The organism is Streptomyces roseofulvus (assembly GCF_039534915.1).
GTDB lineage: Bacteria > Actinomycetota > Actinomycetes > Streptomycetales > Streptomycetaceae > Streptomyces > Streptomyces roseofulvus.
Genome location: NZ_BAAAWE010000001.1, coordinates 3277235 through 3296616, shown reverse-complemented (window position 1 = coordinate 3296616; position 19382 = coordinate 3277235). Strand labels below are relative to the sequence as shown.

16 protein-coding genes are annotated in these 19382 nt (G+C 74.2%); 11 read left to right on the top strand and 5 right to left on the bottom strand.

The annotated features are described in order from the left end of the window. The first annotated feature begins 9 nt into the window (after window positions 1–9). The gene (locus tag ABFY03_RS15105) at window positions 10–963 is read left to right on the top strand and encodes a DNA-3-methyladenine glycosylase family protein (RefSeq protein ID WP_319010985.1); all 954 of its coding nucleotides are present in this window, start codon (window positions 10–12) and stop codon (window positions 961–963) included. A gap of 3 nt (window positions 964–966) precedes the next feature. On the opposite strand, the gene ABFY03_RS15100 is transcribed toward ABFY03_RS15105, so the two are convergent. From ABFY03_RS15100 to ABFY03_RS15085, 4 genes are all read right to left on the bottom strand, one after another. Beyond that, window positions 967–1392, bottom strand: a complete 426-nt coding sequence (locus ABFY03_RS15100) for a hypothetical protein (RefSeq protein ID WP_346170112.1) — start codon at window positions 1390–1392, stop codon at window positions 967–969. 78 nt (window positions 1393–1470) lie between these two features. Further along, window positions 1471–2775 carry a coenzyme F420-0:L-glutamate ligase gene (locus tag ABFY03_RS15095; RefSeq protein WP_346170111.1) on the bottom strand — a complete coding sequence of 435 codons (1305 nt, stop codon included), beginning with the start codon at window positions 2773–2775 and terminating at the stop codon, window positions 1471–1473. Then, window positions 2772–3728, bottom strand: coding sequence for a 2-phospho-L-lactate transferase (gene cofD / locus ABFY03_RS15090; RefSeq protein ID WP_346170110.1), 957 nt, complete (start codon window positions 3726–3728; stop codon window positions 2772–2774). Before cofD ends, ABFY03_RS15095 begins: the two co-directional genes overlap by 4 nt. A gap of 13 nt (window positions 3729–3741) precedes the next feature. Next, on the bottom strand, window positions 3742–4254 hold the full coding sequence (locus tag ABFY03_RS15085) for a cysteine dioxygenase (protein WP_346170109.1): 513 nt from the start codon (window positions 4252–4254) through the stop codon (window positions 3742–3744). A 661-nt stretch (window positions 4255–4915) separates the two neighbouring features. Here ABFY03_RS15085 and ABFY03_RS15080 point away from each other — a divergent pair. The 3 genes from ABFY03_RS15080 to ABFY03_RS15070 all read left to right on the top strand — a co-directional run bounded on the left by ABFY03_RS15080 (window position 4916) and on the right by ABFY03_RS15070 (window position 10810). Continuing rightward, entirely contained in the window at window positions 4916–5179 is a 264-nt protein-coding gene (locus tag ABFY03_RS15080; protein ID WP_031014374.1) for a WhiB family transcriptional regulator, read from the top strand. 337 nt (window positions 5180–5516) lie between these two features. After that, complete coding sequence (locus tag ABFY03_RS15075; RefSeq protein ID WP_346170108.1) at window positions 5517–9293, top strand: glycosyltransferase; 3777 nt, start codon at window positions 5517–5519, stop codon at window positions 9291–9293. Next, a complete protein-coding gene (locus tag ABFY03_RS15070) occupies window positions 9290–10810 on the top strand; it encodes a DUF5719 family protein (RefSeq protein ID WP_319010991.1) in 1521 nt (506 codons plus the stop codon). The genes ABFY03_RS15075 and ABFY03_RS15070 overlap by 4 nt, the downstream gene beginning before the upstream one ends. Window positions 10811–10830: 20 nt before the next feature. Here the strand turns inward: ABFY03_RS15070 and ABFY03_RS15065 are convergent, their stop codons facing one another. Further along, window positions 10831–11298, bottom strand: a complete 468-nt coding sequence (locus tag ABFY03_RS15065) for a metallopeptidase family protein (RefSeq protein ID WP_319010999.1) — start codon at window positions 11296–11298, stop codon at window positions 10831–10833. Window positions 11299–11597: 299 nt separating this feature from the next. Between ABFY03_RS15065 and ABFY03_RS15060 the strand changes: the two genes are divergently transcribed. The 7 genes from ABFY03_RS15060 to ahcY all read left to right on the top strand — a co-directional run bounded on the left by ABFY03_RS15060 (window position 11598) and on the right by ahcY (window position 19321). Beyond that, window positions 11598–12026: a DUF3499 domain-containing protein gene (locus tag ABFY03_RS15060; RefSeq protein ID WP_078868455.1), complete on the top strand. Its 429-nt coding sequence runs from the start codon at window positions 11598–11600 to the stop codon at window positions 12024–12026. A 127-nt stretch (window positions 12027–12153) separates the two neighbouring features. Then, window positions 12154–13515: a phosphomannomutase/phosphoglucomutase gene (locus ABFY03_RS15055; RefSeq protein WP_319010992.1), complete on the top strand. Its 1362-nt coding sequence runs from the start codon at window positions 12154–12156 to the stop codon at window positions 13513–13515. A gap of 101 nt (window positions 13516–13616) precedes the next feature. After that, window positions 13617–13799, top strand: a complete 183-nt coding sequence (locus ABFY03_RS15050) for a Trm112 family protein (protein WP_319010993.1) — start codon at window positions 13617–13619, stop codon at window positions 13797–13799. A 305-nt stretch (window positions 13800–14104) separates the two neighbouring features. Next, on the top strand, window positions 14105–15250 hold the full coding sequence (locus ABFY03_RS15045) for an SIS domain-containing protein (RefSeq protein WP_346170107.1): 1146 nt from the start codon (window positions 14105–14107) through the stop codon (window positions 15248–15250). 118 nt (window positions 15251–15368) lie between these two features. Beyond that, window positions 15369–16520 (top strand): mannose-6-phosphate isomerase, class I, encoded by a 1152-nt coding sequence (manA, locus tag ABFY03_RS15040; RefSeq protein ID WP_319010995.1) that lies wholly within the window; start codon window positions 15369–15371, stop codon window positions 16518–16520. Between the two features lie 84 nt (window positions 16521–16604). Next, window positions 16605–17570 carry a cation diffusion facilitator family transporter gene (locus ABFY03_RS15035; RefSeq protein ID WP_319010996.1) on the top strand — a complete coding sequence of 322 codons (966 nt, stop codon included), beginning with the start codon at window positions 16605–16607 and terminating at the stop codon, window positions 17568–17570. Window positions 17571–17866: 296 nt separating this feature from the next. After that, entirely contained in the window at window positions 17867–19321 is a 1455-nt protein-coding gene (gene ahcY, locus ABFY03_RS15030) for an adenosylhomocysteinase (protein ID WP_346170106.1), read from the top strand. The last annotated feature ends 61 nt before the right edge of the window (window positions 19322–19382 follow it).

Below are 19382 nucleotides of genomic sequence, written 5' to 3'. Positions count from 1 at the left end.
GCTCGAACCATGTCCGGCCGCTTCGCCCCGAAACCCGCCCCCACCCGCACCACCACCCGCGGCGGCGACCTCGACGTACCGTCGGAGCGACCGGACCTCGGCCTCACCCTCGGCCCCCTCCGCAGAGGCCCCCACGACCCCACCTTCCGCGTCACGCCCACCGGCGAGATCTGGCGCGCCAGCCGCACCCCGGACGGCCCCGGCACGGTCCGGGTCCGGGCGCACGGGGGCGAGGTCACCGCCGACACCTGGGGCCCCGGCGCCGCCTGGCTGGACGACCACCTCCCCGCCCTCCTCGGCGCGGAGGACGACCCCACCGCCTTCGTCCCCCGCCACAAGCTCGTCCTGGCGACCCACCGCCGCCGCCCCGGCCTCCGCCTCACCCGCACCGGCCTGGTCCTGGAGTCGCTGATCCCGTCCGTGCTGGAGCAGAAGGTCACCACGACGGAGGCGTACGGCTCCTGGCGCACCCTGGTCCGCCAGTACGGAGAACCGGCCCCGGGCCCGGCCCCCGAGGGGCTCTACGTGATGCCGGACGCCCGCACCTGGGCACGCATCCCGTCCTGGGAGTGGCACCGGGCGAACGTCGACGGCAAGCGCGCGGCCACGATCGTCCGCGCCGCGCGCGTGGCGCCCCGCCTGGAGGAGGCGGCGCTCATGGAACCGGCGGAGGCCCGCCGACGGCTGGAGCTGATCCCCGGCATCGGCCCCTGGACCTCCGCGGAGACGATCCAGCGCAGCAACGGCGCGCCCGACGAGGTCACCACCGGCGACCTCCATCTGCCCGGCATCGTCGGCTGGGCCCTGGCGGGCGACCGCACGGCCGACGACGCGGCGATGCTGGAGCTGCTGGCCCCCTACGCGGGCCAGCGCCACCGCGCCGCCCGCCTGATCCTCCTCAGCGGCCGCACCCCGCCCCGCCGCGCCCCCCGTTTCGCGCCGAACGACATCAGGGCCCTGTAGGGCTCACTCGGACTCCGGGTGCATCTGCACCCACGTCCCTCCGACGGACTTCATCTCGACCCCGTAGTACGGCTGGGGCCGCGAGCTCCGTGCCCCGGGAGCGGGCGGCTTCCTCGCGAGCCCGGCCGCCTTCTTGTCGGCCGCGGCCTTCTTGGCCGGCGCGGCCTTCTTCCGGGCGTCCCGCCGTCTCAACTCGTCGATGCGGCGCAGCATTTCGGCCCGGCTCATCGGCTTGGCGGGTTTCGGGGCGGCGGCCGCGGCCGCCGCGGCCCGGGCGGCGGCGAGCCGCACCGGGACCCCGGTGACCGGCCGGCAGGCACGGTGCGCCGGCCGGCCGTCCCGGACGAGGACGAGCTTCTTCGGGCTGACCGGGTTCCCGCAGACGACGCACCGCCTGAAGTCCGAACCCGTCGGCTTGAACGTGGACATGGCCCCCCAGGTCTCACTGCACGGAAGCCGCAGGATAGTTCGGCCCTCCGCGCCGCGACAGGGGTAAGCCCCGCCCCGTCAGCGCACCTCGATGAACTCCGAGGCGAGCCGGCCCGGGCGGTCCTTCGGCGGGGCCGCCGGGCGGCCGATGGCCACCGCTCCCAGCGGGTCCCAGCTGTCGGGCAGCGCGAGCACCTCCCGTACGACGTCCCGGCAGAACATCGTCGAGGAGACCCAGGCCGAGCCGAGCCGTTCCCCGGCCAGCGCGACCAGGAAGTTCTGCACGCCGGCGCCGGCGGCGACGACGAACATCTCGCGTTCGGCGGCGTCCCGGCGCGGGTCGCCGTAGTGGTGGGAGCCGTCCATGACGAGGCAGGGCACGGCGAGGTAGGGCGCGTTGCGCAGCACGTCCCCGCGCCGGACCCGCTTCGCGATGGACTCCTCGGACTTCCCGTCCCGCCGCAGGTCCGCGATCCAGGCGTCCCGCATCGCGTCGAGCAGCCGCAGCCGCGACTCCGGGGACTCCAGGAGGACGAACCGCCACGGGGTGGTGTGGTGCGGGGCGGGCGCCGTCACGGCGGCGGCGACCGCGCGCCGTACCGCCCCGGGGTCGACGGGGTCGTCGGTGAACTCCCGTACGGTCCGGCGCTGCGTCACCGCCTCCCGCACGGCCTCCGAGGTGCCGAGCCGGAACATGTCGTCGGCGGCGGACCGCACCAGCGCCCGCGCGCCCGGCTCCTCGTCCCCGCCGACCAGGTGCGGCAGCCCGCGCACGACGGCTACGGGCATGCCGGTGGCCTTGCCCTTCACCAGGTCGCCGGCGGCGGCGAGTTCGTCGGCGGTGGCGACGACGGTGACGTTCAGCTCGTTGCCGTGGGTGTCGGGGACGCCCCGCAGGTCGTCCAGGACCCGCACGCCGGCCGCGCCGATCGCCACGTCGGTGAGCCCCGAGCGCCAGGGCCGCCCGAAGGTGTCGGTGACGACGACGCCGACGTCCACACCCAGCGCCTCGCGCAGCCCGGTCCGGATCCGGCGGGCCGACGCGTCCGGGTCCTCGGGCAGCAACAGCACGGTCCCGGCGGGGGTGTTGGAGGCGTCGACGCCGGCGGCGGCCATCACGAGCCCCTGCCGGTTCTCGACGATCCGCAGGGTGCCGCGCCGCGCCACCACCCGTACCGTCTCGGCGTCGATGGCCTCCTCGCGGTCGTCGGCGGCGACGATCCGCCCCTCCGCCTTGCTCACGATCTTGGAGGTGACCAGCAGGACGTCGCCGTCCTCCAGACCGGGGGAGACGGAGGCGATCAGCTTGGCCAGATCGTCGCCGGGCGCCACCTCGGGCAGCCCGGTGAGCCCCCACACCCGGTACGAGGCGGCCGCCGTCACCGGCGTACCTCCTCGGCCAGCGCGAGCGCGGCCCGCGCCATCTCGGCGGTGGCGTCCACGTCGGTCATCATCAGCGGCACGGCCCGGCAGGCGATGCCCGCGGCCTCGACGTCGGCGACGGAGCCGGCGTCCACGGTGTCCACCAGCCAGCCGTCGACGAGGTCGGAGCCGTAGTGACGGGCCACGGCCGCCGCCGTCGACTCGACGCCGACCGCGGCCAGGACCTTGTCGGCCATGCCGCGCACGGGGGCGTCCCCGACGATGGGGGAGAGGCCGACGACCGGCGCGGCGGCGGCGGCGACCGCCTCGCGGATGCCGGGCACGGCGAGGATGGTGCCGACGCTGACGACGGGGTTGGACGGCGGGAGGAGGATGACGTCCGCCTCGGCGACGGCCTCCAGGACGCCGGGCGCGGGCTTGGCGGCCTCCGCGCCGACGGGCACGACGGCCTTGGCGTCGACGGAAGCGCGGAGCTTCACCCAGTACTCCTGGAAGTGCACGGCCCGCTGCTCGCCGTCGGCCTCGATGGCGACGTGCGTCTCGACCCGGTCGTCGGACATCGGGAGAAGCCGTACGCCGGGCTGCCAGCGGGCGCACAGCGCCTCGGTGACGGCGCTCAGCGGGTAGCCGGCGCCGAGCATCTGCGTCCGGACGATGTGGGTGGCGAAGTCCCGGTCGCCGAGGCCGAACCACTCGGGTCCGACCCCGTACGCGGCGAGCTCCTCCTTGACGGCGAAGGTCTCGCCGTCGCGACCCCAGCCCTGTTCCTCGTGGATGCCACCGCCGAGGGTGTACATCACCGTGTCCAGATCGGGGCAGACCTTCAGCCCGAAGAGATGGATGTCGTCACCGGTGTTGCCGACGACCGTGATCTCCGCGTCCGGGACGGCCTGCTTGAGACCGCGAAGGAAACGGGCACCACCGATGCCACCGGCCAGAACCACAATGCGCATGCACAGCAGTCTGTCAGGCGGGCAGGGACTCCCTTGACGCCAGGGAGGCGCACTGGCCCTGAAGGGACTCGTGCATGGGCATGTCGGTCAGTCCGGGGAAGTAGACGTGCAGGCTGACGACGGGCTCCAGGGAGTCGTTGACGACCTCGTGGACGTATCCGGGCGCGAAGATCCGCTGGGTGCCGGGGCGCAGGGTCCGCACCCCCCGGTCCGTACGCTCCGTCAACTCGCCCTGGAGGACGGTGAGGACGCCGGAGGAGCGGCCGTGGTCGTGGAGGCCGCTGCCCTGGCCGGGCACCCAGGAGAGCAGCCACACCTCGTAGCCGGGCCCGGTGCGCAGGCGGTGGTACCAGCGGCTGGTGGCGTCGTACTCGATGTGCGGGGCCCAGCGGTCGGGGTCGGCGGCGATCTCGCGGGCGAGGCCGGCGAACTCGGCCACGGTGACGGGGTGCTCGCGCTCGGGCTGGAGCAGGTGCGGGACCTCCATGAGGTCGCCGGCGATCTGAAGGTCGCTGTCCATGTTCATGGGCGGGGTGGTTCCTCAGCAGAAACGAAGGGGTGACGCTGGGGGCGGAGAAGGCACAGAGGGTGAAGCGGGAGGCGAAGCCAGAGAAAGCTGGAGCCCTACGGCATCAACAGCTGGAACAGCAACAGCAACAGCGCGCCTGGACAGCGCGGCGGAACCCACGGGCGTGGGTCGCGGAGGGCGCTGCGGTCGCTGGCATGCCACCAAAGTGGCTGGAGGGGTACCCGACTGTCAACTCAATGCCCGATTTGGGGGTAATGTTTCACCTCATCCGGTTGCAGTGCCCGGAGAAAGGTTTGTTCATGCCCGGACCAGGCAACATGGCGCAGCAGTCGTGGCCGTGGACATGGCGGCGACGGATCGCGTCCGTGACCGGACTGTGATCCGGATCGCTTCCATGGCTGGATCGCAACAAGATCCAAGCCTCGTACGTCCTTCTGGGTGGAGGTACGACACGGCGGGATCGGCCAGCGGCATGTGTCACGTTTTTTGGTGATTTGAACACTTTTCGCATACGCTTGGTTCCGCAGAGTGAATACGGGGCCCAATAGCAGATCTCGGCTTGACTCGCACAGAGCACGAACTTGTAATTTCACTCGTGTCGTTCGGCCGTTTCGATCACGGCCACACCACGGGACGCACAGACGGACGAGGGGCGCAGATGACCGAGTTGTTCCAGGAACTGCTGGTCGAGGACGCGGACGAGGAGATCGGCTGGCAGGAGCGCGCACTGTGCGCCCAGACCGACCCCGAGTCCTTCTTCCCCGAGAAGGGCGGCTCGACCCGAGAGGCCAAGAAGGTCTGCCTCGCCTGCGAGGTCCGCTCCGAATGCCTGGAGTACGCCCTCCAGAACGACGAGCGCTTCGGCATCTGGGGCGGCCTCTCCGAACGCGAACGCCGCCGCCTCAAGAAGGCCGCCGTCTGACCCGTACCTGTAACCACTTCACGGTCCGCACCTGTGCCCGGCACGGAGGCGGACCGTTCCGCGTCGCGGGCCGCGGCCGACCCGTGTGGGGGCAGGCGTTCCGCAAGGGCTGGGGGTCCCCCCGGACGGAGTCTGGGGAAGGGTGGGCACAAACCCCGCCGGGCGGCGCCCGCCCTCCGCAACGCCGACCCCCGGCGCCCCGCACCGGCCCGGTCCCGCGCCCCCGAGCCGCCCGCACCGACCGGCCCTCTCACCCGCAGCCACTAGTGTGGGCCTCCGTCCAAGCCGCTCCCACGCCCCGCCAAGGGGCGACCCCGGCCGGAGGGCCCGCAGCTCGATGTCCTCAACTCCTGAGTTCCCCAGGCACGTCGTCACCGCCGTGCTCGTCACCCACGACGGAGCCCGCTGGCTGCCCGACGCGCTCTCCGGGCTGCTCGCCCAGGAGCGCCCGGTGCAGAGCGTGATCGCCGCCGACACCGGCAGCGCCGACGACTCCGCGCAGCTCGTCGCCGACGCCGTCGGAGCCGACCGCGTCCTGCACCTCGCACGCCGCACCGGCTTCGGCGCCGCCGTCGACGAGGCCGTCCGCACCGCGCCCGTGCTCGGTCCCGAGGACCTGCCCTATCTGAAGCGCCCCAGCGGCTGGGACCCGGTCAGCCGCACCTGGAACGACGACGCGTACGACCTCCCCGAACTGCCGCACGGCGAGCCGGTCCAGTGGCTCTGGCTGCTGCACGACGACTGCGCCCCCGAGCCCGGCGCCCTCGCCGAACTCCTCCGCGTCGCCGACGCGGACGCCGACGCCGCCGTCATCGGCCCCAAGCTGCGCGGCTGGTACGACCGGAAGCAGCTCCTCGAAGCCGGCGTCACCATCGCCCGCAGCGGCCGCCGCTGGACCGGCCTCGACCGCCGCGAACAGGACCAGGGCCAGCACGACCAGATCCGCTCGGTCCTCTCCGTCTCCACCGCCGGCATGCTCGTCCGCCGCGACGTCTTCGAGGAGCTCGGCGGCTTCGACCGCCGGCTGCCCCTGATGCGCGACGACGTCGACCTCTGCTGGCGCGCCCACTCCGCCGGCCACCGCGTCCTCGTCGCCCCCGACGCCGTCCTCCGGCACGCCGAGGCGTCCGCCCGCGAGCGCCGCACCGTCGACTGCGCCGGCCGCACCGCCGCCAGCCCGCACCGCGTCGACAAGGCCGCCGCCGTCTACACGCTGCTCGCCAACAGCCCCGGCCGCGCCCTCCCGTACGTCTTCCTCCGGCTCGTCGTCGGCACCCTGCTGCGCACCCTCGGCCTTCTCGTCGGCAAGGCCCCCGGCCAGGCCGTGGACGAGATCACCGGCCTCCTCACCACCGTGCTGCGCCCCGAGCGGATCCTCGCCGCGCGCAAACGGCGCAAGAACCCGGCCGTGCCGCTCGGCGACTTCCGCCCCCTCTTCCCGCCGCCCGGCGCCACCGTCCGCGCCGCCGCCGAACAGCTCGTCTCCCACTTCGGCGCGGACGAGTCCGACTCCGGCTCCCGCCACGGCGCCGTCGAGTCCGGCCCCGGCGGCGACGACGCCGACTTCCTGGAGATCGAGCAGTTCGCCCGGCTGAAGAAGATCGCCCGCAAGCCCGGCCCGGTCCTCTTCGCCCTCCTCCTCGTCGTCTCCCTCGTCGCCTGCCGCAACCTCTTCGCCGGCGGCTCCCTCGCCGGCGGGGTCCTGCTGCCCGCCCCCGACACGGTCTCCGAGCTGTGGAACCGGTACGCGGACGCCTGGCACACCCTCGGCACCGGCGGCACCCAGAGCGCCCCGCCCTACCTCGGCATCCTCGCCGCGCTCTCCGCCCTCTTCCTCGGCTCCACCTCGACCGCGCTCACCGTGCTGCTCGTCTGCTCGGTGCCGCTCGCCGGCTTCACCGCCTACTTCGCCGGCCGCGGCCTCGTCGGCTCCCGCCTCCTGCTCGCCTGGGGCGCCATCGCGTACGCCTTCCTGCCCGCCGCCACCGGCGCCCTCGCCACCGGCAGGCTCGGCACCGCGATCCTCGCGATCCTGCTGCCGCTGACCGCCCGCGCGGCCGTCGCCGCGCACGGCTTCAACCGCCCCGACCGCGGCAGCTGGCGCGCCACCTGGGCGTACGCGCTGCTGCTCACCGTCACCACCGCGTTCACCCCGATCGTGTGGCCGCTCGCGGTCCTCCTCGGCCTCGGCGTCCTCGCCGTCCGCCGCGACGACATCACCGCGTACGGGCTCCGCTTCCTCGCCGCCGTCGGCGTCCCCGTGCTCGCCCTGGCCCCCTGGTCGCTCTCCCTGCTGACCAGCCCCTCCGGCTTCCTCCACGAGGCCGGCCTCGACCTGCGCACCGGCACCGCCACCGCCCTCGACCTGCTCGCGAGCAGCCCCGGCGGCCCCGGCACCACCGGCGGCGTCCTCCTCCTCGGCCTGGTCCTCGCCGCGCTCGCCGCCCTCCTCCGCGAGGAGCGCCGGTTCGCCGTCCTGACCGCCTGGGCCGCCGCCCTCACCGGCCTGCTCTTCGCCGCCCTGGCCAACGGCGCCGACGGCACCGGCTGGGCCGGCCCCGCCACCCTCGTCTACGGCGCCGCCCTCATCGCCGCCGGCATGCTCGGCGCCGAGGGCGGCCGCACCCGCGTCGCCGCCCACGGCTTCGGCTGGCGCCAGCCCGTCGCCGCGCTGATCGCCCTCGCCTGCGCCCTCGGCCCCGCCGTCGCCGCCGCCGGCTGGATGATCGGCGGCGCCGACGGCCCGCTGACCCGCCGCGACCCCGTCCAGGTCCCCGCCTTCGTCGCCGAGGAGAGCGGCCAGGAGGACCAGCCGCGCACCCTGGTGCTCTCCGGCAGCTCGCCCGGCGCGGTCGACTACACCCTGGTCCGCGGCTCCGGCGCCCGCCTCGGCGACGCCGAACTGACCGCGACCGCCGAGCCCGACCCCCGCCTCGACTCCGTCGTCGCCAAGCTCGTCGCCGGCTCCGGCGCCGACCAGACGCAGGAACTGAGCGCCTTCGCCATCCGGTACGTGCTCGTGAAGGACGGCTCGCCGCGCCAGATGAGCCGCGTCCTCGACACCACCCCCGGCCTCTCCCGGCTCAGCCAGCTCGACGGCGCCGCGCTCTGGCGCGTCGACCGCGAGATCGCCCGCGTGATGATCGTCCCGCCCGCCGCCAAGACCGGCGCCGCGACCGACACCGAGGCCGCCAAGGCCGTCCTGGTCCCGGCCGGCCCCGTCGAGGCCCACGCCGACATCCCCGCGGGCCCCGCCGGCCGGATCCTGCGCGTCGCCGACCGCGCCGACGAGGGCTGGACCGCCACCCTCGACGGCACGGCGCTCACCCCGACCACCGTCGACGGCTGGGCGCAGGGCTTCCAGCTCCCCGCGAACGGCGGCCGCCTCGCCCTCACCTACGACGAGCCGTTCGCGCACACCGTCTGGATCTGGACCCAGCTCGGCCTCGCCGTCGTCCTCGTCGTCATGGCCCTGCCCGGCCGCCGCCGCGAGATCGACGACGACCTGCCCGAGGAGGAGACGGCCATCCCGGCCCAGGCCACCGACGGCGACGGCCGCCGCGCCCGCCGCCTGCGCGCCGCCGCCGAGGCCGAGACCGCCGCCGCTGCCGCCGAGGCGCCCGAGGCATGGCACGACGCCCCCGACGCCGGCCACCCCGCCGAGCCCGCCGCCATCCCCGGCCAGCAGACCGCCGCACCGGACGAGTGGGACGGCGCCGCCCAGGACCCGGCCTACGCCCAGCAGCAGTACGCCGCGTACGACCAGCAGGGCTACGCCCAGGAGTACGCCGCCGACCCGTACCAGCAGCAGGCGTACGCGTACCCCCGGCAGGGCTACGACCAGGACCAGGGCTACGACCCGCAGGGCGGCTACCCGGCCACCCAGGGCTACGACCAGGGCCAGGGCTACGACCAGGGCCAGAGCCAGGGCTACGACCAGGGCCAGGGCTACGAGGGTTACGACCAGACCCAGGCGTACGACCCCCAGCAGGTGCCCCAGGGCTACGACCCCCAGGCGTACGCCCCCCACGAGGGGTACGCCCCCGGCTACGACTACGGGTACCCCCAGGGCCACGAGACCGAGCAGCGTCCCGACGGGAGCAGCAACCAGTGAACCGCACCACCGTCTCCCTGATCGCGGTCGCCACCGCCCTCGCCGGCGTCACCGGCTTCGCCGCGCTGACCGCCCCCGGCGAGCCCGCCGCCGCGACCGCCGCCGCACCCCAGGCGGCCCGCCTCCCCGTCGAGCGCACCAGCCTGCTCTGCCCCGCCCCCAGCGGCTCGGAGATCGCCGAGACGCTCATCACCTCGTACACCCCGCCCGGCACCGCGGCCCCGGCCGCCGGCGCCGGCACGGCACCGAAGCCCACCGCCGTCCTCGGCGTCGCCAAGAACCCGAACGCGGCCGGCAAGAAGGGCAAGGCGCCGAAGGCCCCCGCCTCCGTCACCACCCCCGGCAAGCCGGTCTCCGCCGACGCGGACGGCGCCGTCACCCACGGCCTCACCGGCACCGCCACCGGCACCCTCGCCCCCGGCTGGACCGTCCAGCAGACGACGCTCGTCACGGCCGGCGCCGCCCGCGGCCTCCTCGGCCTGAACTGCGCCGCCCCGGACACCGACTTCTGGTTCCCGGCCGCCTCCACCGCCAAGGGCCGCGCCGACTACATCCACCTCACCAACCCGGACGACACCCTCGCCGTCGCCGACATCGAGCTGTACGGCCCCGAGGGCGAGCTGAAGACCACCATCCCCGAGGGCGTGCAGGTCCCGCCGCACGCCACCGTCCCCGTCCTCCTCGGCCCCCTCCTCACCGAAGGCGCCATGGAGAACCTGACGGCCCACGTCACCACCCGCAGCGGCCGGGTCGGCGCCGCCCTCGGCTCCGCCGCCGACGGCGTGGGCAGCGACTGGCTCGCCGCCTCCGCCGACCCGGCGGCCCGCGTCGTGCTCCCCGGCATCCCGGCCGACGCCACCGGCGTCCGGCTCGTCGCCTTCGCCCCGGGCGAGTCCGACGCCGACCTGAAGATCCAGCTGGTCACCGCGAACGGCACGATCGTCCCCGCCGCCGCCGAGTCCGTACACGTCAAGGCCGGCATGACCGCCTCCGTGGAGCTGCCCGACCTCACCCGCGGCTCCGCCGCCGCCCTGATGCTCACCCCGACCGACCCGAAGAAGCAGATCCCGGTCGTGGCCGCGCTCCGGGTGGTCCGCGGCAAGGGCTCCGACCAGGAGATGGCGTTCATCTCCGGCGCCGCCCCCGTCACCGCCCGCGCCACCGTCGCCGACAACCGCGCCAAGGGCACCGCCCTCGCGCTCACCGCCCCCGAGGCCGCCGCCCAGGTGAAGGTCACCGCCTCGGCCGGCACCGAGGGCGGCAGCCCCGCCACCCGGACGGTCTCCCTCAAGGCGGGCACCACGACGGTCCTCACCGACCTCGCCCCCAAGGGCGTCAAGGGCTCCTACGCCGTCACCGTCGAACCGGTCGCCGGCGGCGGCCCCGTGTACGCGGCGCGCACGCTCACCGTCACCGAGGACGGCATCCCGATGTTCACCGTCCAGACCCTGGTCGACGACCGCGGCACGGTCCAGGTCCCGACCGCCCGCCAGGACCTCACGGTCCTCGACGACTGACGGGCACCCCCGGTGCGGGCTCAGTCCTGCCCGTACCGGGGATCGACCGACTCGGGGGAGAGGCCGAGCAGCTCGGCGACCTGCTCGACCACGACCTCGTGGACCAGCAGCGCCCGCTCGTCGCGGGTCTTGGACCGGATCTCGACCGGCCGGCGGTAGACGACCACCCGCGCCGGCTCCCGCTTCGCCGCCGGGACGGAACCGCCCAACGGCACCGTCGTGTCCCCGGACACCGGCGGCGGGACCTCCATGATCATGAACTCGACGTCCTGGAGCTGCGGCCACCGCCGCTCCAGGCGCTCCACCGAGTCCAGCACCAGATCGCGGAAGGTGTCCGCGCGGCTCATCGAGAGCGGGACCTGCGGCGGCGCGACCGGCCCCCGCATCCCGCGGCCGTGCCGGTCGCGGCGGCGGACCCGCGGCTCGGCCGGCGGTTCCCCGGAGCTCTGCGGGGAGTGCGGCGGCCCGGGCGGCACAGGAGTGTCCATCACTGACGCAGCGTAACTCTCCTGGGTCACTCCGCACCGTGGCGTGGGTGCGCCGATCGGCGCGCCCCACCCCCTCCCCGCCCCCTCCGGCTGTCCAAATCTGAACGTTCCGGCCGCTCCAGGGAACGTTTCGGCACCCGCTCGCGATCGGCCGTCCGGCGGCCCCTGACCGGATTCCTCCCCCTCCCTGTCCGGATCGCCCCCCACGCAACCCCCCGTGCGCCCCCTCCATCGCAGGTCAGAACGGCCGCCACTCGAAAGGGGGTGGCGGACGTCACACCGCGACACGGTGGAGTGACCTGGGGCAGAGTCGTCGCGGCCCGCTCAAGAGTGCGGTACCGTCCAACGTCGTGAGCCCTGTACGTCGCTGTTCGCGCACCGCGTGCGGCCGCCCTGCCGTCGCGACACTGACGTACGTCTATGCCGACTCGACCGCGGTCCTCGGCCCGCTCGCCACCTACGCCGAGCCCCACTGCTACGACCTGTGCGCCGAGCACAGCGAGCGCCTCACCGCCCCGCGCGGCTGGGAGGTCGTGCGGCTCCACGACGCCACCACCCCCACCCGCCCCAGCGGCGACGACCTCGAAGCCCTGGCCAACGCGGTCCGGGAAGCGGCCCGTCCCCAGGAGCGCGCCGCCGAGGCCGGCAAGCCCGGCGGGCGCGGCGGCGACCCCATGGAGGTCGGGCGCCGAGGCCACCTCCGGGTGCTCCGTTCCCCCGACAACTGAGCCCCGGGCCCACCGCCCGGCGTCCACAACCGGCCACCGCCCGAGTGCCCCACCCCCCGTCCCGGGTAGTTTGGACGTTCCGCACACGCGCCGCACACGCGTGCCGAGAACTCAGGAGGGTGGATCCGTGACTGCCGATCTGTCGCAGATCGTGAAGGCGTACGACGTCCGCGGGGTGGTCCCGGACCAGTGGGACGAGGAGCTCGCCGCACTCTTCGGCGCCGCCTTCGTCCGCGTGACGGATGCCGACGCCATCGTCGTCGGCCACGACATGCGCCCCTCCTCGCCCGGCCTCGCCGACGCCTTCGCGCGCGGCGCGGCCCGCCTCGGCGCCGACGTCACCCTCATCGGGCTCTGCTCCACCGACCAGCTGTACTTCGCCTCCGGCAGCCTGGGCCTGCCCGGCGCGATGTTCACCGCCTCGCACAACCCGGCCCAGTACAACGGCATCAAGATGTGCCGCGCCGGCGCCGCCCCGGTCGGCCAGGACACCGGCCTCGCCGACATCCGCGCGCTCGCCGAGCGCTGGCTGGAGGAGGGCGCCCCCGAGGCCGCCGCCACCCCCGGCACCGTCACCGAGCGGGACACCCTCGCCGACTACGCCGCCCACCTGAAGGCGCTGGTCGACCTCACCGCGATCCGCCCGCTCAAGGTCGTCGTCGACGCCGGCAACGGCATGGGCGGCCACACCGTCCCCACCGTCTTCGACGGCCTCCCGCTCGACACCGTCCCGATGTACTTCGAGCTCGACGGCACCTTCCCGAACCACGAGGCCAACCCGCTCGACCCGAAGAACATCGTCGACCTGCAGGCCCGCGTGGTCGCCGAGGGCGCCGACCTCGGCCTCGCCTTCGACGGCGACGCCGACCGCTGCTTCGTCGTCGACGAGCGCGGCGAGCCGGTCTCCCCGTCCGCGATCACCGCCCTCGTCGCGGCCCGCGAACTCGCCAAGACCCCCGGCGGAACGATCATCCACAACCTGATCACCTCCTGGTCCGTCCCCGAGGTCGTCCGCGAGAACGGCGGCACCCCCGTCCGCACCCGCGTCGGCCACTCCTTCATCAAGGAGGAGATGGCGAAGTCCGGCGCGATCTTCGGCGGCGAGCACTCGGCGCACTACTACTTCAAGGACTTCTGGAACGCCGACACCGGCATGCTCGCCGCCCTCCACGTCCTCGCCGCCCTCGGCGGCCAGGAGGGCACCCTGTCCGACCTGGTCTCCGCCTACGACCGCTACACGGGCTCCGGCGAGATCAACTCCACCGTCGCCGACCAGGCCGCCAAGACGGCCGAGATCCGGGCCGTGTACGCGGACCGGGACGGCATCACCCTCGACGAGCTCGACGGCCTCACCGTCTCCGCCGCCGACTGGTGGTTCAACCTCCGCCCGTCCAACACCGAGCCGCTGCTCCGCCTCAACGTCGAGGCCCGCGACGAGGCCACCATGGCCAAGATCCGCGACGAGGTCCTCGCCCTCGTCCGCGCCTGACAGCCCGCCGGGGGAGGGGAGCCGCCGCTCGCCGAGCCGCGACTCCCCGCCCCCGGCGGTAGGCTGACCAGCACCATTCACTTGGTACGAAGGGACACCTCATGCCGCTCGAAGCCGGCCTCCTGGAGATCCTGGCCTGCCCGGCCTGCCACGCTCCGCTGAACGACCGCACGGCGGACGAGACCCCCGAGCTGGTCTGCACCTCCGCCGACTGCGGCCTGGCCTACCCGGTCCGCGACGCCATCCCGGTCCTCCTGGTGGACGAAGCCCGCCGCCCGGCATAACCGGTTCACGGGCCGGCGTTCCGCCGGACCGGTTCGCGGGCAGGCGCTCCGCCGGGCCGGTTCGCGGGCAGGCGCTCCGCCGGGCCGGTTTGTGGGCAGGCGTTCCGCAAGGGCGGAACGGGTGGGCACAAACCCCCCAGGGCGGCGCCCGCCCCCGTAACGCCCACCCCGAGCGCCCGCACCGGACCCGCGCCCGCACCGGACCCGCGCCCACACGGCCCCGCACCCGCACGGCCCGGCACCCGCCCCGCGCCCCCGCCGCGCCCGCACCACGGCGCCCCGCCCCGCACCCGGAGGCCCCGCCCATGCTGGACGAGACCCTGCTCGACGCACCGGACGCCCTCGCCCTGGCCGACCGCCGCGGCCTCCTCCGCGGCGCCGCCGAGGCCGGCGCCCGCGTCAGGACCGCCACCCGCCACGCCGCCGAGGCCGGCATCGCCGACCTCCGCCCCGAGGGCCGCCCCCGCGCCGTCCTCGTCGCCGGACCCGGCACCGCCGCCGCCGGCGTCGCCGACCTGATCGGCGCCCTCGCCGGCGCCTCCGCCCCCGTCGTACGGCTCGCGCCCACCGGCGTCGCCCCCGCCGCCGGCGCCCTCCGCTGGGCCCTGCCCGGCTGGGCCGGCTCCGTGGACCTGCTCCTGCTGCCCACGACCGACGGCTCCGAACCCGGCCTCGCGCTCCTCGCCGAGCAGGCGTACCGCCGCGGCATCACCGTCGTCGCCGTCGCCCCCAAGGGCTCCCCGCTCTCCGAGGCGGTCAGCGGCTCCCGCGGCCTCTTCGTCCCCCTGGCGATGGCCCCCCACGAGGAGCCCGACGAGTACGGCGAGAACCTCGCCGCCAGCCCCGGCGCCCTGTGGGCCCTCTTCACCCCGCTGCTCGCCCTCCTCGACCGCGTCGGCCTCCTCGAAGCCCCGCCCGAGGCGCTCGAACGGGTCGCCGACCGGCTCGACCGCACCGCAGAGCGCTGCGGCCCGGCCATCGCCACGTACTCCAACCCGGCCAAGACGCTCGCCGCCGAACTCACCGAGTCGCTGCCCCTCATCTGGACCGAGGGCGACGCCGCCGGCCCGGCGGGACGCCGCTTCGCCGCCGTCCTCGCCGAACTCGCCGGCCTCCCCGCCCTCGCCGCCGAACTCCCCGAGGCGCTCCCCGCCCACGGCGTCCTCCTGGCCGGCGCCTACGCCGCCGCGGCCGACCCCGACGACTTCTTCCGCGACCGCGTCGAGGAACCGCAGGCCCTGCGCGCCCGCGTCGTCCTGCTCCGCGACCGACCGGCCGGCGGCCTCAGCGCCGCCCCCGCCGCCCGCGAACTCGCCCTCGGCCACGAAACCGCGATCAGCGAACTCGAACCCGAGGAGGGCGACGCCCTGGAGACCCTCGCGGAACTCCTCGCCGTCACCGACTTCGCCGCCGTCTACCTCGCCCTGGCGACCTCGGGCCACACGACCTGACACCGCGGGGCGACACCGGCGGACGGCCTGGCGGCCACCCACCCGTCACCCGCGTGTCACCCACCCCCTGTCATCTGTCGTCTGACACCGTCACCGCCCCGAGGAACTGGAAGCCACCATGGAACGCCTCGTCAACACCGTCCGCCCCTACGCCTGGGGATCCACGACGGCCATCCCGGAGCTGCTCGGCACCGCCCCCACGGGCGAGCCGCAGGCCGAGATGTGGATGGGCGCCCACCCCGGGGCCCCCTCGCTCACCGCCCGCGGGCCGCTGAACGACGTCATCGAGGCCGACCCGGTACGCGAACTGGGCGCGGCCGCCGCCGACCGGTTCGGCCCCCGCCTGCCCTTCCTCCTCAAGCTGCTCGCCGCCGGCGCCCCGCTCTCCCTCCAGGTCCACCCCGACCTGGAGCAGGCCCGCGCCGGGTACGCCGCCGAGGAGGCCGCCGGCATCCCGCTGGACGCGCCCCACCGCACGTACAAGGACGCCAACCACAAGCCCGAGATGATCTGCGCCCTCACCCCCTTCGAGGGGTTCTGCGGCTTCCGGCCCCCCGCCGAGGCCGCCGACACCCTCGCGGCCCTGGGCGTCGACTCCCTCAAGCCGTACGCGGACCTCCTCCTCGCCCATCCCGAGGAGGCCGCGCTCCGCGAGGTCCTCACGGCCCTGCTCACCGCCGACCCGGACGAGATGGCGCACACCGTCACCGAGGCCGCCGCGGCCGCCGACCGGCTCGGCGGCGCCTTCGCCCCGTACGCCGTCCTCGCCCACCACTTCCCGGGCGACCCCGGCGTCATCGCCGCGATGCTCCTCCACCACGTCCGCCTCCAGCCGGGCGAGGCCCTCTACCTGGGCGCCGGCGTCCCGCACGCGTACGTCTCCGGCCTCGGCGTCGAGATCATGGCCAACAGCGACAACGTCCTGCGCTGCGGCCTCACCCCCAAGCACGTCGACGTCCCCGAACTCCTCCGGATCGTCCGCTTCGAGCCCGGCGACCCCGGCGTCCTGCGCCCCGAGGCGTCCCCGTCCGGCGAGGAGGTCTACGAGACCCCCATCGACGAGTTCCGGCTCTCCCGGTTCGTCCGCCCCGAAGGCGCCGCCCCCACCGACCTCACCGCCGGCACGCCGCAGATCCTGCTCGCCACCGCCGGACACCCGAAAACCGGTGAAATCACCCTCTCCCCGGGCGAATCGGTCTTCGTGCCGGCCGGCGAGCCCGTCGAACTCTCCGGAGCGGGCACCGTGTTCCGCGCCACCGTCGTGGCCTGATGCAACAATGACCGGCCGTACCACGGCCACGGTCAGCGAACCCGTCACCGGGCCGGAGCATCGACGAAGGGAACAGACAGACCCATGAGCGCGTCAGGCGGAACCAAGGCGATCGTGGCGGCCCTCGCCGCCAACCTCGCGATCGCCGCAGCCAAGTTCGTGGCGTTCCTCTTCAGTGGCTCGTCCTCGATGCTCGCCGAGAGCGTCCACTCCCTCGCCGACTCCGGCAACCAGGGCCTGCTGCTGCTCGGCGGCAAGAAGGCCCAGCGCGAGGCCACCCCGCAGCACCCCTTCGGCTACGGCCGCGAGCGGTACATCTACGCCTTCCTCGTCTCCATCGTGCTCTTCTCCGTCGGTGGCATGTTCGCCATCTACGAGGGCTACGAGAAGATCAAGCACCCCCACGAGATCGAGGCCTGGTACTGGCCGGTCGGCGTCCTGGTCTTCGCGATCATCGCCGAGACCTTCTCCTTCCGCACCGCCATCAAGGAGTCCAACCCGCTCCGCGGCGACCTCTCCTGGAAGGAGTTCGTCCGCCGCGCCAAGGCCCCCGAGCTGCCCGTCGTCCTCCTGGAGGACCTCGGCGCCCTCGTCGGCCTCATCCTGGCCCTCGGCGGCGTCGGCCTCGCCCTCCTCACCGGCAACGGCGTCTGGGACGGCATCGGCACCCTCTGCATCGGCGTCCTGCTCATCCTCATCGCGCTCGTCCTCGCCGCCGAGACCAAGTCGCTCCTCCTCGGCGAGGCCGCCGGCCTCGACGACGTGAAGAAGATCGAGGACGCGATCGTCGACGGCGACACCGTCACCCGCCTCATCCACATGCGCACCCTGCACCTCGGCCCGGAGGAGCTGCTCGTCGCCGCCAAGGTCGCGGTCGCCCACGACGACACGGCCGCCGACGTGGCGCGCGCCATCGACGCCGCCGAGGAGCGGATCCGCGCCGCCGTCCCGATCGCCCGCGTGATCTACCTGGAGCCGGACGTCTACAGCGAGACCGCCGCCGCGGCCGGCGCCGACCCGGCCGCCACCCCCGGCGGCAGCGGTCACTGACCCCGCAGCACCCCCCGAACACCCTGACGAGGCCCCCGGAGCGCACCGCGCCGCCCCGGGGGCCTCGCCCATGCGGCCTGCGGATCGTGGGCCGATCGGTGTAGATTCGTGACCAGCCAGACGTCGCTGCTGATGGCGGTCGGGCGGCCCCCTGGGGACCGGCCGAGGGAGAGAGGGCCTCCGACGACTGCACCGCGAACCACCCGGGCATCCGTATGCCCGCAGGTGCCTCGGCCGCGGTGTCAGGCGCCACCACCGACCCTCGCCACTCGATCCCACGAGGAGCAGCACCCGTCATGACGACTGCCGCACAGCAGGACTTCAAGGTCGCCGACCTGTCCCTGGCCGCGTTCGGCCGCAAGGAGATCACCCTCGCCGAGCACGAGATGCCCGGCCTGATGTCGATCCGCCGCGAGTACGCCGAGCAGCAGCCGCTGGCCGGCGCCCGGATCACCGGTTCCCTCCACATGACGGTGCAGACCGCCGTCCTCATCGAGACCCTCGTCGCCCTCGGCGCCGAGGTCCGCTGGGCCTCCTGCAACATCTTCTCCACCCAGGACCACGCGGCCGCGGCCATCGCCGTCGGCCCGAACGGCACCCCGGAGAACCCGCAGGGCGTCCCGGTCTTCGCCTGGAAGGGCGAGACGCTGGAGGAGTACTGGTGGTGCACCGAGCAGGCGCTGACCTGGCCGAACACCCCGACCGGCGGCCCGAACATGATCCTCGACGACGGTGGTGACGCCACCCTCCTCGTCCACAAGGGCGTCGAGTTCGAGAAGGCCGGCTCCGCCCCGGACCCGGCCACCGCGGACAGCGAGGAGTACGGCTACATCCTCCGCCTCCTCAACCGCACCCTCGCCGAGTCCCCGCAGAAGTGGACGCAGCTCGCGTCCGAGATCCGCGGCGTCACGGAGGAGACCACCACCGGCGTCCACCGTCTCTACGAGATGATGCAGGCGGGCACGCTCCTCTTCCCGGCGATCAACGTGAACGACGCCGTGACGAAGTCGAAGTTCGACAACAAGTACGGCTGCCGCCACTCCCTGATCGACGGCATCAACCGGGCCACCGACGTCCTCATCGGCGGCAAGACGGCGGTGGTGTGCGGTTACGGCGACGTCGGCAAGGGCTGCGCGGAGTCCCTCCGGGGCCAGGGCGCGCGTGTGATCGTCACGGAGATCGACCCGATCTGCGCGCTGCAGGCGGCGATGGACGGCTACCAGGTGACGACCCTCGACGAGGTCGTCGAGACGGCGGACATCTTCATCACCACGACGGGCAACAAGGACATCATCATGGCGTCCGACATCGCCCGGATGAAGCACCAGGCGATCGTGGGCAACATCGGCCACTTCGACAACGAGATCGACATGGCCGGCCTGGCGAAGATCCCGGGCATCGTGAAGGACGAGGTCAAGCCGCAGGTCCACACGTGGACCTTCCCCGACGGCAAGGTCGTCATCGTCCTGTCCGAGGGTCGCCTCCTCAACCTGGGCAATGCGACGGGCCACCCGTCCTTCGTGATGTCGAACTCCTTCGCGGACCAGACGCTGGCCCAGATCGAGCTGTTCACGAAGCCGGAGCAGTACCCGACCGACGTGTACACGCTGCCCAAGCACCTGGACGAGAAGGTCGCCCGCCTCCACCTCGACGCCCTCGGCGTCAAGCTGACGACCCTCCGCCCGGAGCAGGCCGCGTACATCGGCGTCAAGGTCGAGGGCCCGTACAAGCCGGACCACTACCGCTACTGATCCGTCCCCCGGCACCCGCCCGGGCGACGCGACGACCCAGCAGGCCCCCGGCACCCCGTGC